The sequence below is a fragment of the Acinetobacter sp. FDAARGOS_558 genome, from assembly GCF_003937785.1.
GTDB lineage: Bacteria > Pseudomonadota > Gammaproteobacteria > Pseudomonadales > Moraxellaceae > Acinetobacter > Acinetobacter baumannii.
In genome coordinates this window covers 380,648-394,993 of record NZ_RKJH01000001.1, presented here as the reverse complement: position 1 = coordinate 394,993, position 14,346 = coordinate 380,648, and the positions used below count along the sequence as shown (strand labels likewise).

14 protein-coding genes are annotated in these 14,346 nt (G+C 39.5%); 9 read left to right on the top strand and 5 right to left on the bottom strand.

The window, feature by feature from the left end; genetic code table 11:
• Positions 1-4: 4 nt before the first annotated feature.
• On the bottom strand, positions 5-916 hold the full coding sequence (locus EGT34_RS01820) for a bestrophin family protein (RefSeq protein WP_000636994.1): 912 nt from the start codon (positions 914-916) through the stop codon (positions 5-7).
• 69 nt (positions 917-985) lie between these two features.
• Positions 986-2,257: a sigma-54 interaction domain-containing protein gene (locus EGT34_RS01815; RefSeq protein ID WP_001096440.1), complete on the bottom strand. Its 1,272-nt coding sequence runs from the start codon at positions 2,255-2,257 to the stop codon at positions 986-988.
• Positions 2,258-2,448: 191 nt separating this feature from the next.
• Here EGT34_RS01815 and EGT34_RS01810 point away from each other — a divergent pair, with 191 nt between their 5' ends.
• The 4 genes from EGT34_RS01810 (at position 2,449) to EGT34_RS01795 (ending at position 6,831) form a co-directional block, all read left to right on the top strand.
• Positions 2,449-3,144: an MBL fold metallo-hydrolase gene (locus EGT34_RS01810; RefSeq protein ID WP_000465445.1), complete on the top strand. Its 696-nt coding sequence runs from the start codon at positions 2,449-2,451 to the stop codon at positions 3,142-3,144.
• A 9-nt stretch (positions 3,145-3,153) separates the two neighbouring features.
• Complete coding sequence (locus EGT34_RS01805) at positions 3,154-4,809, top strand: TIGR01244 family sulfur transferase (RefSeq protein ID WP_000421165.1); 1,656 nt, start codon at positions 3,154-3,156, stop codon at positions 4,807-4,809.
• Between the two features lie 116 nt (positions 4,810-4,925).
• On the top strand, positions 4,926-5,717 hold the full coding sequence (locus EGT34_RS01800) for a sulfite exporter TauE/SafE family protein (protein ID WP_000925654.1): 792 nt from the start codon (positions 4,926-4,928) through the stop codon (positions 5,715-5,717).
• Between the two features lie 109 nt (positions 5,718-5,826).
• On the top strand, positions 5,827-6,831 hold the full coding sequence (locus EGT34_RS01795) for a homoserine dehydrogenase (RefSeq protein ID WP_000822386.1): 1,005 nt from the start codon (positions 5,827-5,829) through the stop codon (positions 6,829-6,831).
• 32 nt (positions 6,832-6,863) lie between these two features.
• Here EGT34_RS01795 and EGT34_RS01790 read toward each other — a convergent pair whose 3' ends face one another.
• The gene (locus EGT34_RS01790) at positions 6,864-7,781 is read right to left on the bottom strand and encodes a DMT family transporter (protein WP_001023744.1); all 918 of its coding nucleotides are present in this window, start codon (positions 7,779-7,781) and stop codon (positions 6,864-6,866) included.
• Between the two features lie 166 nt (positions 7,782-7,947).
• Between EGT34_RS01790 and EGT34_RS01785 the strand changes: the two genes are divergently transcribed.
• The gene (locus EGT34_RS01785) at positions 7,948-8,802 is read left to right on the top strand and encodes a helix-turn-helix domain-containing protein (protein ID WP_000331400.1); all 855 of its coding nucleotides are present in this window, start codon (positions 7,948-7,950) and stop codon (positions 8,800-8,802) included.
• Here the strand turns inward: EGT34_RS01785 and EGT34_RS01780 are convergent.
• The gene (locus EGT34_RS01780) at positions 8,799-9,194 is read right to left on the bottom strand and encodes a winged helix-turn-helix transcriptional regulator (RefSeq protein WP_071543088.1); all 396 of its coding nucleotides are present in this window, start codon (positions 9,192-9,194) and stop codon (positions 8,799-8,801) included. The genes EGT34_RS01785 and EGT34_RS01780 overlap by 4 nt on opposite strands.
• 95 nt (positions 9,195-9,289) lie before the next feature.
• On the opposite strand from EGT34_RS01780, the gene EGT34_RS01775 reads away from it, so the two are divergent.
• Positions 9,290-9,898, top strand: coding sequence for an FMN-dependent NADH-azoreductase (locus EGT34_RS01775; RefSeq protein WP_024437285.1), 609 nt, complete (start codon positions 9,290-9,292; stop codon positions 9,896-9,898).
• An 83-nt stretch (positions 9,899-9,981) separates the two neighbouring features.
• Here EGT34_RS01775 and chrA read toward each other — a convergent pair whose 3' ends face one another.
• Positions 9,982-11,331 (bottom strand): chromate efflux transporter, encoded by a 1,350-nt coding sequence (gene chrA / locus EGT34_RS01770; protein WP_001186380.1) that lies wholly within the window; start codon positions 11,329-11,331, stop codon positions 9,982-9,984.
• A 241-nt stretch (positions 11,332-11,572) separates the two neighbouring features.
• Between chrA and EGT34_RS01765 the strand changes: the two genes are divergently transcribed.
• The 3 genes from EGT34_RS01765 to EGT34_RS01755 are packed head-to-tail and all read left to right on the top strand — an operon-like array spanning position 11,573 to position 14,344.
• Complete coding sequence (locus EGT34_RS01765) at positions 11,573-12,316, top strand: GntR family transcriptional regulator (RefSeq protein WP_000080820.1); 744 nt, start codon at positions 11,573-11,575, stop codon at positions 12,314-12,316.
• A 28-nt stretch (positions 12,317-12,344) separates the two neighbouring features.
• Positions 12,345-14,078: a fumarate reductase/succinate dehydrogenase flavoprotein subunit gene (locus EGT34_RS01760; RefSeq protein ID WP_000448785.1), complete on the top strand. Its 1,734-nt coding sequence runs from the start codon at positions 12,345-12,347 to the stop codon at positions 14,076-14,078.
• Between the two features lie 20 nt (positions 14,079-14,098).
• Positions 14,099-14,344, top strand: coding sequence for a 4Fe-4S dicluster domain-containing protein (locus tag EGT34_RS01755; RefSeq protein WP_000864074.1), 246 nt, complete (start codon positions 14,099-14,101; stop codon positions 14,342-14,344).
• Positions 14,345-14,346 lie beyond the last annotated feature (2 nt).

The following is a 14,346-nucleotide window of genomic DNA, read 5'->3' as shown; positions in this document are numbered from 1 at the left end:
TTTATTAAAGTAAATTGTTGTCTTGGGCTTCAATAATGGGTGGTAATGGCTGTCCTAAAGAGCTTAGAGACTCTCGCTCAATCAAACGCACAATTGAATCGAGCGGTAAATCATTTTCTTGCAAACCGAAAGGTTCTTCAATTTGAGCGCTTAATGCATCTAGTCCTAAAAACATATAAGCGATTAAGCCGACAATAAGCGGTGTCCAAATACCTAGAGCTGCTTCAAGGCTAAACGGTAATATGAAACAGAAACAATAAACGGCACGGTGTAAAAGTACTGAATATGAGTAGGGTAAAGGTGTCCCAGCAATACGGTCACAACCTGCTTGGATATTGCCTAGCTCAACAATATGGCGTGTCAGAGTGCCATAGATAATGTCACTAATTTCGCCGTCCTTTAGTATTTTAACTAAATCTTTTTGAATATTTTCGAGTACAAATTGCGGTGCATTAATATGCTCATTTAAATAATTAAGTGAAGAGTTATTTAAATAGGCATGCTCAAGAAATTTGGTGGGTTCGACTGTTTGTTGACGTAGTCGATCACGCAACAAGTTACTAAAAATTAAGACCTGATGAATTAAATGTTCACGTTGTTCATTAGGTAAAACATGGCTATCTCTAACAATATGTCTGGCATTGGCAATTAAAGCACCCCAGAGCTTGCGGCCTTCCCACCAACGGTCATAACATGCGTTATTTCTAAAGCCTGTACAAATGGACAGAATCACACCAAAGATGGTAAATCCGATCGCGGGTACGGTAGGAATTTGAATCCAATGATAATAAGAGAGCCAGACCACACATGCTGAAATAAAGACAACAAAACTCAGTGCTGGCAAGACCTTCGGTAAAATTGTTCCTTTCCAAGCAAATAATAATTTAAATACATTGCTTTTATCACGAACAATCATATAAAGCCTTTGAACTAACGAACCTAACCAAGTGCAATATGATACGCCTTAGATGAGCTAAATACCTAGCTAAAGCTTATGCTTTTGTCTGTATCGCCAAAGCGTGGTACGGCTAATTCCAAAAATATTCGCGACCATATTCAGGTTATGGTTATATTTTTCTAAAGCGGCTTGTACATTTTCTGGACTAAGCTCTGCATTTGTCTCGGGTAATTTAACGTAATCATCTGCATTTAAGAGTTCATTTGGTAAGTCTTCGACTTCAATTTCAACCTTACCATTTGCCATGGTTAAAGCATAAAGCAGGGTGTTTTTTAACTCACGAACATTTCCTGGCCAGTCATAATTCAATAAAACTTGCATGGCTTTTTGATTGACATGTCGAGGCATTGTGTCGAGTTGAGTGGAGCTCTCTTTTAAAATTTGATCGACAATAAGAGGAATATCGACTTTTCTCTCTCTGAGTGGTGGTATGAAAATTGGAATTACGCGTAGACGGTAGAGTAGATCATGACGGAAACGCCCAGCCTTTGCCTCTTCGCGTAAAGCTTTATGTGTTGCTGTAATAATGCGGATATTGGCCTGAATCGGTTTTTCACCACCTACAGGAGTAAATTCACCTGTTTCTAACACCCGTAATAATTTAGCTTGAAGCTCTAAAGGAATCTCGGCAATTTCATCCAGAAACAGCGTTCCGCCTGCGGCACGTTCAAACACGCCTTTATGGTCACGAATTGCTCCCGTAAAAGCACCTTTCACATGCCCAAAGAGTTCACTTTCTAAAATATTAGAATTTAAAGCTGCACAGTTAATCGCTACAAAAATCTTATTTTTACGTTGGCTATAATCATGAATTGCTTGTGCCACCAGTTCTTTACCGCTACCAGATTCACCGCGTACGAGCACTGGAAACTCAGTAATTGCCACTCTTTGAATAATTGAAAACATACGAGTCATTTCTGGTGAACAACTATTGAAAACTTTAGCCAAGTCTTGCAATTGTTCTGTTAGCTCTACTTCATCAACAATATCATTCTCTATGCTAACGGGCTGTAGAATATGCAATTTCCCGATAATTCGATGCTCTGCGATGTAAATATCATGTTCTTGATAGATAAATCGCCTTCTCATTTTAGGAGTATTAACTTCGAGATATTGATTGTGATGGTCTTGAGTAAGCGCTGCCATGCTCTCAACAGAAATATCATCTGTATTAAATTTATAGTGAATTGCTTGAGTCGTTGTGTCTGCTAAAAACAGACTCGCATTTGGGAATAGAGCTTTAAGCTGCTCAAATAAAATATAAAAATCCTGTTCTAACTCAAAATTTAACTTTGCCATTATCTTTGTTTCACAATCGTTTCATTGAAACATACTTGAGTTTCAGGGGAACATCAAGCTGAGTTCATTTTCTAAGTTTAGTTTTACTTGTTATTTTAAATATTTGATTTTTATATTTATTATTTAATTTTAAATAATTGGCATCTTATTTGCAAAATATAGGAAAGAAATAAATTATTGGGGCATAAATCATGTTCTTTAAGCAGTTTTTTGAAAAAGAAAGTTCGACTTATACATATATGCTTGGGTGTGAAGAAACACGCGAGGCTGTTTTAATTGACCCAGTTGCATCAGATATAGAGATTTATACAAAAGAATTAGAGCAGCATCAATTTACGCTCATCTATACCTTAGATACACATGTTCATGCAGACCATATTACCGCTGCAAATTTACTTCGTGAACGTTTTCATTGCAAATCGGTTTTACACCGAAACTCAGAAGTAAGTTGCGGAGATATTTTAATTACTGATGGTTGCATGCTTAAAGTTGGCGACCTCATTATTGAAGCACGTTACACACCAGGTCATACCAATGCTTGTACGAGTTACCTAGTTGGAAACATGATTTTCACTGGTGATGCATTATTAATTGACGGCTGCGGTCGAACTGACTTCCAGCAAGGTAATGCAGGTACACTTTATGACAGTATTCATAAACAACTTTTTAGCCTGCCTGACGAGACTATTGTGTATCCAGGGCACGATTACAAAGGTCGTCTGTCTTCAACAATTGGTTATGAACGCTTAAATAATTCACGTCTAGGTCAGAATCGCTCGCGTGAAGATTTTATTGAATTAATGAATAACTTAAATCTGCCATATCCAAAACAAATCGATAAAGCACTTCCTGCTAATCAGTCTTGCGGCTCAATTTCACAATTATAAGGTGGCAATATGGAACTTAAACGAGTTAATCAAGATTTTTATGTTGCTGGCCAGATTACTGCCGACGATATTGCGAAAATTGCAGATCAAGGAATAAAAACTCTGATATGTAACCGTCCAGATGGAGAAGGTGCAGATCAACCTAACGTGATTGAAATTGAAGAAGCAGCTCAACAATATGGTCTAAATCTAATCTATCAACCTGTTACCAGTGGTAAAATTACCGATCAACAAGTTACCGAGTTTAAGCAGCTTTATCAGAATGCCCAAAAACCTGTTTTAGCGTATTGCCGTTCTGGTATGCGTGCAATCAGTTTGTGGGCTTTGGCTGAAGTTGCCCCACAAGATGTAGCACTGTTAGTTGAATCGGTTAACAAACTTGGTTTTAACTTAAAAGGCTTAGTGCCACGTATTTTAAAACGTGATCATGAACCAGCCACAATTCCTTGTTATAGCGTTGTGGTTGTGGGCGCTGGAGCAGCAGGAATTTCTGTAGCGTCTAGTCTTTTATGTCGTGAACCTCATTTAGATATTGTCATTATTGATCCCGCAGATACACATTATTATCAACCGGGCTGGACCATGGTTGGTGGCGGTATTTTCAAACCACAAGTAACCGCACGCTCAATGACAAGTGTGATACCTTCAAAAGTAAAATGGATGAAAGCTGCGGTTGCTGGATTCGACCCAGAGCATAATCAGGTTATTTTGGAAGGATGCCAACCTATTCAATATAAAGCTTTGGTCGTCTGTCCCGGTTTAAAACTCAATTGGCATGGCATTGAAGGCTTAGTTGAAACCTTAGGTAAAAATGGGGTGACGTCTAACTATCGTTATGATTTAGCGCCGTATACATGGGAACTGGTGCAACAGCTAAACGGTGGAAAGGCAATCTTTACCCAGCCACCTATGCCGATTAAATGTGCCGGTGCTCCTCAAAAAGCAATGTACCTTTCAGCGGACTACTGGTTAAAGCAAGGCAAACTTAAAGATATCTCTATCCATTTTTATAACACTGGTGCTGTTTTATTTGGTGTGCAGGAATATGTACCTGCACTAATGCAATACGTTGAAAAATATGGTTCAGAACTTCATTTTAACCATCAACTTGTCAAAGTAGACGGGCCTGCAAAGAAAGCATGGTTCAAAGTGGTGAATGATGAAAATGCAGCATTGGTCGAAACAGATTTCGATATGTTGCATGTTGTTCCACCACAACAAGCGCCCGACTTTATTCGTGCAAGTACTCTTACTGATGAAGCCGGCTGGGTGAGTGTGAATCCTCAAACCCTACAACACACACAGCACGCCAATATTTTTGCTTTAGGTGATGTGATGAATGCGCCTAATGCCAAAACTGCTGCTGCGGCACGGGCACAAGCTCCGATCGTTGCGGTTAATGTTATAGCCCAGCTCAAAGGTGAGCAAAACTTCTGCGAGTACAACGGCTATGGCTCATGTCCACTCACAGTAGAGCGTGGAAAAATCGTTCTGGCTGAGTTTGGCTACGGCGGCAAATTACTTCCAAGTTTTCCAAAATGGGTGATTGATGGACAAAAACCATCTCGTTTGGCATGGCTACTTAAAGAGCAAATTTTACCGCCGATTTACTGGCAAGGCATGCTCAAGGGCCGCGAGTGGATGGTCAAACCTGAGCGAGGATAAGTAAAGCAACGCTTTACCCTGAGAAGCGACTAAAGCTTCGCAAGAAGACAATATCTACTCACTCATTAACCAGCAGTCTACTGCAAACGATGTATATGCAATTTTAGGCTTTTAATATGTTATTACTTGTCGTTGAAGGCATTGTGATTGGCTTTTTACTTGGTCTTACTGGTGCGGGTGGTGGCATTCTTGCTGTACCCGCGCTTATGACCAGTCAAGGCTGGAGTGTGGCGCAAGCTGCGCCAATTGGGTTATTGGCGGTTGCGCTATCTACTCTCATAGGAACCATTGAAGGCTTATTTAAAAAGATTGTTCGTTATCGTGCTGCGATCTGGATTGCCTTAATTGGTGCTCCTATGGCACATATCGGCATTTTAATAGCTAACACGATTTCACCTATTTGGCTCATGTTAATGTTTAGCTTGGTCATGTTTACAGTGGGCTATCGACTTATCAGTAACCGAGTTTCAGATTTTCATAACCCGCCGTGTCAGGTCAACCCAAGTACGGGACGCTTTATCTGGAATTTTAAAACTGGTGGTGTGCTTGCAAGCATCGGGATTATTGCTGGGCTTTTAACTGGTATGTTAGGGGTTGGAGGCGGCTTTGTAATTGTACCCGCGCTTAGAAAAGTCACAAATTTGGATATGCATAGCATTGTTGCAACCTCACTTATGATTATTTTCCTGATTAGTGGAATGAGTATTGTGATGCATATTGCAGAGGGCTTTCACTATCCAGTCGCCATTACTAGTGCGTTTGCACTCGCATGTGCATTCGGTATGTTATTAGGACGCCGAGCTATTCGGTTTATTCCGTCTGTAATTGTACAAAAGGTCTTTGCTTTAATGGTTTTTGCTGTCGCAATTTATATGGTTATTAAGATTGTTAATCTAACAAATATCTGAGCGATATAGTATTTTAACCTTCTCTATAAATAGCAATTTTTCCAAGATGAGATATTAAAATTATCTTTGGAAAATTGATTTAAACCATTTAATTTTTTGAGAAAGTGAAATGAAGCGAATTAACGTGGCAATTTGTGGTTTTGGACGGATTGGGCAACAAATTGCAGAGCTTCTTTTAAATCGATCGACCTACTATAAACAAAAATATCAAATTGATGCCCGTTTAGTGGGTGTTTGTAACTCATCATCAGGCTTAATTGACCAAGAAGGTTTACAAGCTTCAAAGTGGCTAGATAAAACACAATATCAAGCAGGCCTAACTGAGCAAAAGTTTTTAGAACAGGTTCAAGCAGATGTCATTATTGAAACTGGACCAAGTGATTATGTTACCGGTGGGAAAGGCCTATTTTATTTAAATTATGCTTTAACACATAACATGAATGCGATAGCAGTATCTAAAGGTGCTTTAGTCGTAGAAGGCAAAAAAATAATTAGCTTGGCACATCAACATAATAAAAAACTATTTTTTAGCGGTGCAACTGCTGCAGCTTTACCGACGGTTGATTTGTTTGAATATAACTTGGCGGGCTGCCAAATTTTAGAAGTTGAAGGTGTGTTTACAGGCACCACGAATTTTATTTTGAATGATATGTTGCAACATGAATGCGCATTTACAGAATCTCTTGAAAAAGCTCAAGCAAAAGGTATTGCGGAACCTGACAGTTCTTTCGATGTAGATGGATGGGATACTGCTGCAAAAATTACGATACTAGCCAATACTGTTTTGGGAGCTGATGTAAAAATTCAGGATATTCCAAGACAAGGAATCAGTCATGTTACGGCCGATCATATTCGTGATTGGAAAAAAGGAAATGTAATTCCTCGTCTAGTTGGTTTTATTCATATTAAAAATCAGCAAATTCAAACAGGCGTTGAATTAAGGTTAGTCCCAGCAAATCATCCGTTTGCTCATCTGCAAGGTTCCAATAAATGCATTCGGGTGTTAACGCAAGAAATGGGGGAATTTGTGGTCAGTGGAGGGGCATCTGCGCCCTTAGCCACAGCCGCTGCAGCTTTAAAAGATTTCGAGTTGATGCTAAAAACGGGCTGCTAAAATTAATTATGATTTATAAAAAAAGCAGGCTTTTATGCCTGCTTCTCACAATTTTTTTGACTGCTAAATAACTTCTTTCCAATTTCAAACTTACTAAACATTAAGTAGTTACCAAGTAAGATGAGTAAAATTCCAAATACAGCATTTAAAGTCCACTCATATCCTTCAAAGAAAGTAGAAACTGTTAGAGCAACTAAAGGAAAGAGCAACGTGCTATAGGCTGCTTTAGCTGCGCCAATTCGTCCGACCAGAGAAAAATAAGCTGAAAACCCAATAACCGTGCCAAATACAGCTAAGTATAGTACCGAGCTTAAAAATGGGAAATTCATCGGCGGCATTAAATCTTGTCCTGTAAATAAAGCCAGAATTAACATCACCAATGCGCCATAAGTCATGGCATAACAGTTTGTTGAAAAGATATTTAGGCCACGTTTTTGGTGTCTAACACTAATCATATTCCCTAAAGAAAAACCGTAAGTGCCTATTGCACATAGCCCAATACCCATTAATAACTGCGCATTAAACTGGCTATTAATCAGATCGTGCCAAAATAGTAAAACAATACCACTTAGGCCCAAAAGTGCAGCTGGCGCAAAGTTTGGGGAAGGTTTCTGCTTAAAAAAGATAAGTGCATTAATGGCATTAAAGAAAACCGCCATCGAAAAAATGACAGACTCTAAACCGCTATTTACATATTTAACCGCAGTATAAAAACAAATAAAGTTTAGGCCAAAAACACAAAGTCCTTGCAGCATACAGAACAAGTGATCTTTTAAAGCAATTCGCTGTAATTTTCCTGAAAATAGTAAAACCACCCAAAGTAATAAGGCTGAAATGGCAAAACGCCATAAAATTGCGACAACGGGTGTTGCATAATGGCTTTGAACGGCAATTCCAATCCATGTTGTTCCCCAAATCAACACCACCGCAACATAGAGTAAAATATTCATAACTTCATCCTCGATTACCAAGCTTAAGTATCTAGGAATGCTTCATTTTTCACGTATATATTCTTGTGTTGTACATGCAAGATCTTGCGTTTTTTATAGATCTAAACTAGCTGAATTTTGCTGAATATGGTTAACTTAAGCTCAATCATATTCGTTTTAATTTTGCATGGCTTATCAAACTTTAGAACAGCTGCAGCAGTCTAAAGCCAAGCTTCACGAAACTGTGGTGCTTGATGAAAATATGCAACTTGCATTTTGGTCTAATCAGCAAGATCGTGTAAGTGTCTGTAGCGATCACCACACTTTAAGTCTTTATATTCAAGATGGTTATGAAAGCTATCAAAAAACACCTGCGGGCTGGAAAAATGGTGGTGGGCCGGGACGTTTTTGCCTATTACCCGAACATCAGGAGTCAACTTGGGACATACGTGGTGGGCTTAAATTTGTCCACTTGTACTACACCGACCAACATTTGCGTGATGTTGCTGAAAAAATATGGGACAAAGAGCCGAATCAAATTGAACTAAACGAAGTTGTCTTTAATGACGATGAACGGATTCGAGCGTTATATCAATTTTTCTTATTAGATTGCGATTGGCAAGATTCTTCAAATCATTTGCAAATGAGTACAACGGCAAGTTTATTGTTGAATCACTTAATTCGAAAATATAGCAGTGTTCAATGGCAACAGCCTACTATCAAGGGTGGGCTGGCACCTCATAAACTCAAATATATTCAGGAATGGATTGAAGATCATCTAGATCAGGCACTCACTTTGTCTGATTTGGCAAATGTTGTGAATTTAAGCGAATACCATTTTGCTCATATGTTTAAACAGTCCATGAATATGGCGCCTCACCAATATGTCATGCAAAGACGCTTAACCAAGGCCAAAGGGCTAATTCAGTCATCTCAGCTTTCTTTGCAAGATATTGCCCTAGTATGTGGGTTTAGTTCAGCAAGCCATTTAAGTCATCGCTTTAAACAATTTTATGGCATGAGTCCTTCGCAGTTACGTTAAGTGTCTAATGTAATTGGTTTCTCCTGAGCTGCGTCAAATGCAGCTCTTGCCGCATCAATATCCGCAATATGCTGCTGAGCCCATTGGCCTAAAGCAATTACAGGCTCTGTAAGTGAATGGCCCAATGGAGTTAATTCATATTCAACATGAGGTGGAATTACAGGATAAACCGTACGTTTAACCAACCCATCTCGTTCTAAACCACGCAAACATAAGGTAAGCATACGCTGCGATATTCCATTGATACGTCTCTTTATTTCAGAAAAGCGATGAGGGTGTGATGCAAGTGTCATTACAATGAGTATACTCCATTTCTCTCCAACTCTAGCCAACACTTGACTGACTCTTTGGCAATCTGAACTCTGGATATCATGAGGTATGGTTACAGTCATATTACTTGGTTCCCTAAATGTGCCTTCTTGTGCATAAGAATAATAGTAGTAACATAATTAGCTCAAGTAACAATTTTATACTGTAGGTATAAGCGATGAAACTACTTCAAATTGACACAAGTATTTTAGGTGAGCAGTCTGTTAGCCGCCAACTCACCTCATCTGTTATTCGTCAGCTCAGCACAGCTTATCCAGATGTAGAAATTATTCATCACGATTTTGCTTTAGAGCCAATTCCTCATTTGTCTGATGCTGAGTTTTTAGCATGGCAAGGTGTTGAACCTAATAATGAAACAGCGCAACAACGTGTTGCACGAAACACCCAATATTTGGATGAGTTCTTATCGTCAGATATCGTTGTAATTGGCGCACCTATGTACAACTTCAGCTTCCCATCACAGTTAAAAGCGTGGCTTGACCGACTATCTGTTGCTGGAAAAACATTCCGTTATACGGAAAATGGTCCTCAAGGTTTAGTAGAGGGGAAACGTGTCATTATTGCTTCTTCGCGTGGTGGTGTGTATTCAGAAGGTTCACCAGCTGAAGCTTTAGACTATCAAGAAACATATATCAAAGCGTTTTTCAATTTTATTGGGGTGACTGATATCACTTTTGTGCGCGCGGAAGGGATCGCTTTCGGACCAGAAGCACGTCAAGCTGCCTTAGATAATGCAGCAGCGCAAATTGCACAGTTAGCAGGCTAAAAATATAAATAGCCGAACAGTAATGGGGCTGTTCGGCCTTATTGAGATTATGATTTTGAAAAATCAATTCAATCAGTAAATAACTAGAAGAAAGTGACAGCGAGCCCAACCAAGGCTGAAGCAAAAATGACATATAGCACATTAATGTTAAATCGGAATAAAGCAATAAATGCTGCAGCAGTAATTATTGCTGCAATAGCATCAAAATGGCCTGAAAAGCCTTGTGGCCATAACACGTGATAACTAAAAAATAGTGCTAAATTTAAAATGACGCCGACCACAGCTGCAGTAATGGCAGTGAGGGGGGCAGTAAATTTAATTTCGTTATGTGTAGACTCAATAATGGGCGCACCCGCAAAAATAAAGACAAATGAAAATAGAAAGGTAAACCAAGTCACAATGACTGCACCGAGTGCTCCAGCAAAAAATAAATGCTCAGAGCCTAGTAATGAATGATTTACACCTCCTAAAAAACCAACAAAGGCAACGACCATAATCAGTGGACCGGGTGTAGTTTCACCAAGTGCCAATCCATCAATCATTTGTGTAGGTGAAAGCCATCCAAAATGATTGACAGCCCCCTGATAGACATAAGGTAAAACCGCGTAAGCGCCCCCAAACGTAAGCAGCGCAGCTTTAGTGAAAAACCAAGCCATTTGGGTATAGGAATGATGCCATCCAAAATATGCGCCTAAAGCTAAAATTGGCAATAACCATAAAGCGATTGCCACAAAAATAAGTCTGGCTAACCGTGACCAATGGAATTTAGCGTGCTCTGGTGTTGGGGTATCATCATCAATATATGCCGGACCATAATCTTTTTGACTAGCTTTATGCCCACCCGCGGAGGAAAATAGTTCTGGGTACTTTTTACTCGCTAAATAGCCAGCAATACCTGCTGATAAAACGATAAGCGGGAAAGGAAGCTTTAAGACAAAAATGGCAAAAAACGCTGCAATCGCGACGGCCCATAAAAACTTATTTTTAAGCGAACGACTACCTATACGGTAAGTTGCATGAAAGACAATTGCAGTGACGGCAGGCTTTATCCCGTAAAAAATACCTGCAATAACAGGCACATCTCCAAATTTTATATAAACCCAAGATAGCCCAATTAAAATAAATAAAGAGGGCAATACAAATAGAATACCTGCAACCAATCCTCCCGCAGTTCTATGCATAAGCCAACCAATGTAGGTTGCTAACTGCTGTGCTTCAGGACCGGGTAACAACATGCAGTAGTTCAGTGCATGTAAAAATCTTTTTTCTGATATCCAGCGCTTTTGTTCAACCAGTTCTTGATGCATCACAGCGATTTGTCCAGCTGGCCCCCCAAAGCTAATAAAACCAAGCTTGAGCCAAAATAAGAAGGCTTGCCAGAAGGTGACTTGTTCCACTGAATCATCAGGGGTATTTAATTGTTTTTGTTGCATATTATCCCCTAAAAAATAATATTAATTTTTACGTTTATGGCATAACGGAGTATGTTTTATAGCATAACAAACACAAATGTATTTTTTATGATAACCATTCAACTTTTATAGATAACTATTTATTAATTTATTGATAATCAATGAAATTATTTTTTTAACTAAAGTTATCGCTTTAAATTATTTCCAAAGCTGAAACATTTTAAACATTATTTGCTCAAGTTGTTATAACAGGTTGTGAGCCGTGAGCCAGCTACCCCAAGATCCCAAAAATCACAAGCCTCTTTACGATCAGTTAAGGGAACTCATCCTTAACAAAATTGTAAATGGTGAATATGCCGTGTTGAGTCAAATTCCATCTGAAAACGAGTTTGCTGAACAGTTCGGTGTAAGCCGAATCACAGTTCGCCAAGCACTTAACCAATTACAGTTGGAAGGCTATATTTTTAAGGTGCCAGGTAAAGGGACCTTTGTAAGTAAGCCAAAAACGTTCCAGAACATTTCAAGTTTGCAAGGTTTTGCAGAAGCAATGTCATCTGCTGGTCACGAAATTTTAAACCGTGTCATCTCCGCCGAGCTTAAGCAAGTTCCGATGCATGTTGTACCCAAATTAAAGTTACCCGTTAAAGCCAATGTTTATGAAATTCAACGTGTTCGTTTACTCAACCGTCAGCCAGTGTCGTATGAGTTGACTTATTTGCCAGAACATATTGGTTTGAAACTTAAAGAGAAAGCGATTGATTTACGTACAACCGATATTTTCAAGGCATTAGAGCAAGAGTGCGATATTCCTTTGGGACATGCGGATTTAAGTATTGATGCCACGGTAGCGGATGAAGAATTAGCGGCTTTGTTACAAGTCGAAATCGGAACTCCGGTATTACGGGTCGAACGTTTGACTCATAACGCAAATGGCCAACCTATTGACTATGAATATCTCTATTTCTCGGGCGATACCTTCCAGTACCGTTTACGTATTCATCGTTAATAACTCAAATAAAAATAAGGAATATTCAATGGAAACTAAATATCTTGAGTTCGATATTGTGGTGATTGGTGGTGGAACTGCAGGGCCAATGGCTGCGATTAAAGCCAAACAAGAAAACCCGAATTTAAAAGTCTTGCTCATTGAAAAAGCGAATGTAAAACGTAGTGGGGCGATTTCAATGGGAATGGATGGACTGAATAATGCTGTCATTCCGGGCTACGCAACACCTGAGCAGTACACCAAAGAAATTACGATTGCCAATGATGGGGTAGTTAACCAAACCACTGTATATGCATATGCGAAGCATAGTTTCAAAACCATTCAACAGCTCGATCAATGGGGCATTAAGTTTGAAAAAGATGAGACCGGCGAATTTGCAGTAAAAAAAGTACACCACATGGGGGCATATGTTTTACCTATGCCTGAAGGTCATGACGTTAAAAAAGTTTTATACCGTCAATTAAAGCGTGCTCAAGTCAAAATTAATAATCGGATTGTCACCACAAAGCTTTTAAAAAATGAGCAAGGTGCAATCAATGGTGTACTTGGTTTTGATTGTCGTAGTGGCGATTTCTATGTCATTAAAACGAAAGCTGCCATTTTATGTTGTGGTGCCGCAGGGCGTTTAGGTTTGCCAGCTTCCGGCTATTTAATGGGCACTTATGAAAACCCAACCAATGCAGGTGACGGCTATGCAATGGCATACCATGCAGGTGCTGAGCTTGCTAACTTAGAATGCTTCCAGATTAATCCATTGATTAAAGACTATAACGGTCCGGCTTGTGCCTATGTGACCGGACCTTTAGGAGGTTATACCGCTAACAGTAAAGGTGAACGTTTCATTGAATGTGACTACTGGAGTGGTCAAATGATGTGGGAGTTTTACCAAGAACTGGAAAGTGGTAATGGTCCTGTTTATTTAAAAGTAGATCATCTGGCCGAAGAAACCATTCAAACCATCGAAGAAATCTTGCATACCAATGAGCGCCCAAGCCGTGGACGTTTTCATGAGGGTCGAGGAACCAATTATCGTCAAGATATGGTGGAAATGCATATTTCAGAAATTGGTTTCTGTAGCGGACACAGTGCTTCTGGTGTATGGGTCAATGAAAAAGCTGAGACTTCAGTTAAGGGATTATACAGTGCTGGCGATATGGCGGCTGTACCTCATAACTATATGCTTGGTGCATTTACCTATGGTTGGTTTGCAGGTGTAAATGCCGCGCAATACGTGAATGCAGTTGAAGATAGTGAATTAAACCAAAGCGAAATAGAAGCAGAAAAAGCTCGAATATTTGCGCCACTAGATTGCTCAGAAGGTTTACCTCCAGAGCAAGTGGAATATAAGCTGCGCCGTTTTGTAAATGACTATTTGCAGCCCCCTAAAACTCGCCAAAAAATGGAAATTGGGCTCAAGCGTTTTGAAGAAATTAAACAGGATATTAAGCGAATTTCTGCCAGAAACCCACATGAGCTGATGCGTGCCGCTGAAGTTTCTTTTATTCGAGATTGTGCGGAAATGGCAGCAAGAGCTTCACTGTTTAGAGAGGAAAGCCGCTGGGGACTGTACCACTATAGAGCAGATTTCCCTCAAAAGAATAACTCGGATTGGTTCTGTCACGCGCATTTGAAAAAAGATGAACACGGCAACATGGTCAGTTTCAAAAAGCCAATCGAGCCTTATGTGGTTCCGATTAATCAAGATGAAGCTGTGTCGTATGACCGTTTACGCATTCAAAAAGATGTTGCTCTAGCAGACTAAATAAATCAGGAATTCAAATCATGGCTTTTATTTTTAAAGAAGTACAGCACCGTACTGTCGCACCCGTCATTATCGATGAAGATAAATGTATTGCTGATAAAGGATGCACTGTCTGTGTAGATGTTTGTCCAATGGACTTATTAGCAATCGATCCAACAACCCAAAAAGCTTATATGCAATTTGATGAATGTTGGTATTGCATGCCTTGTGAAAAAGACTGCCCAACAGATGCAGTCAAAGTAAATATCCCATACCTACTCAAATAATT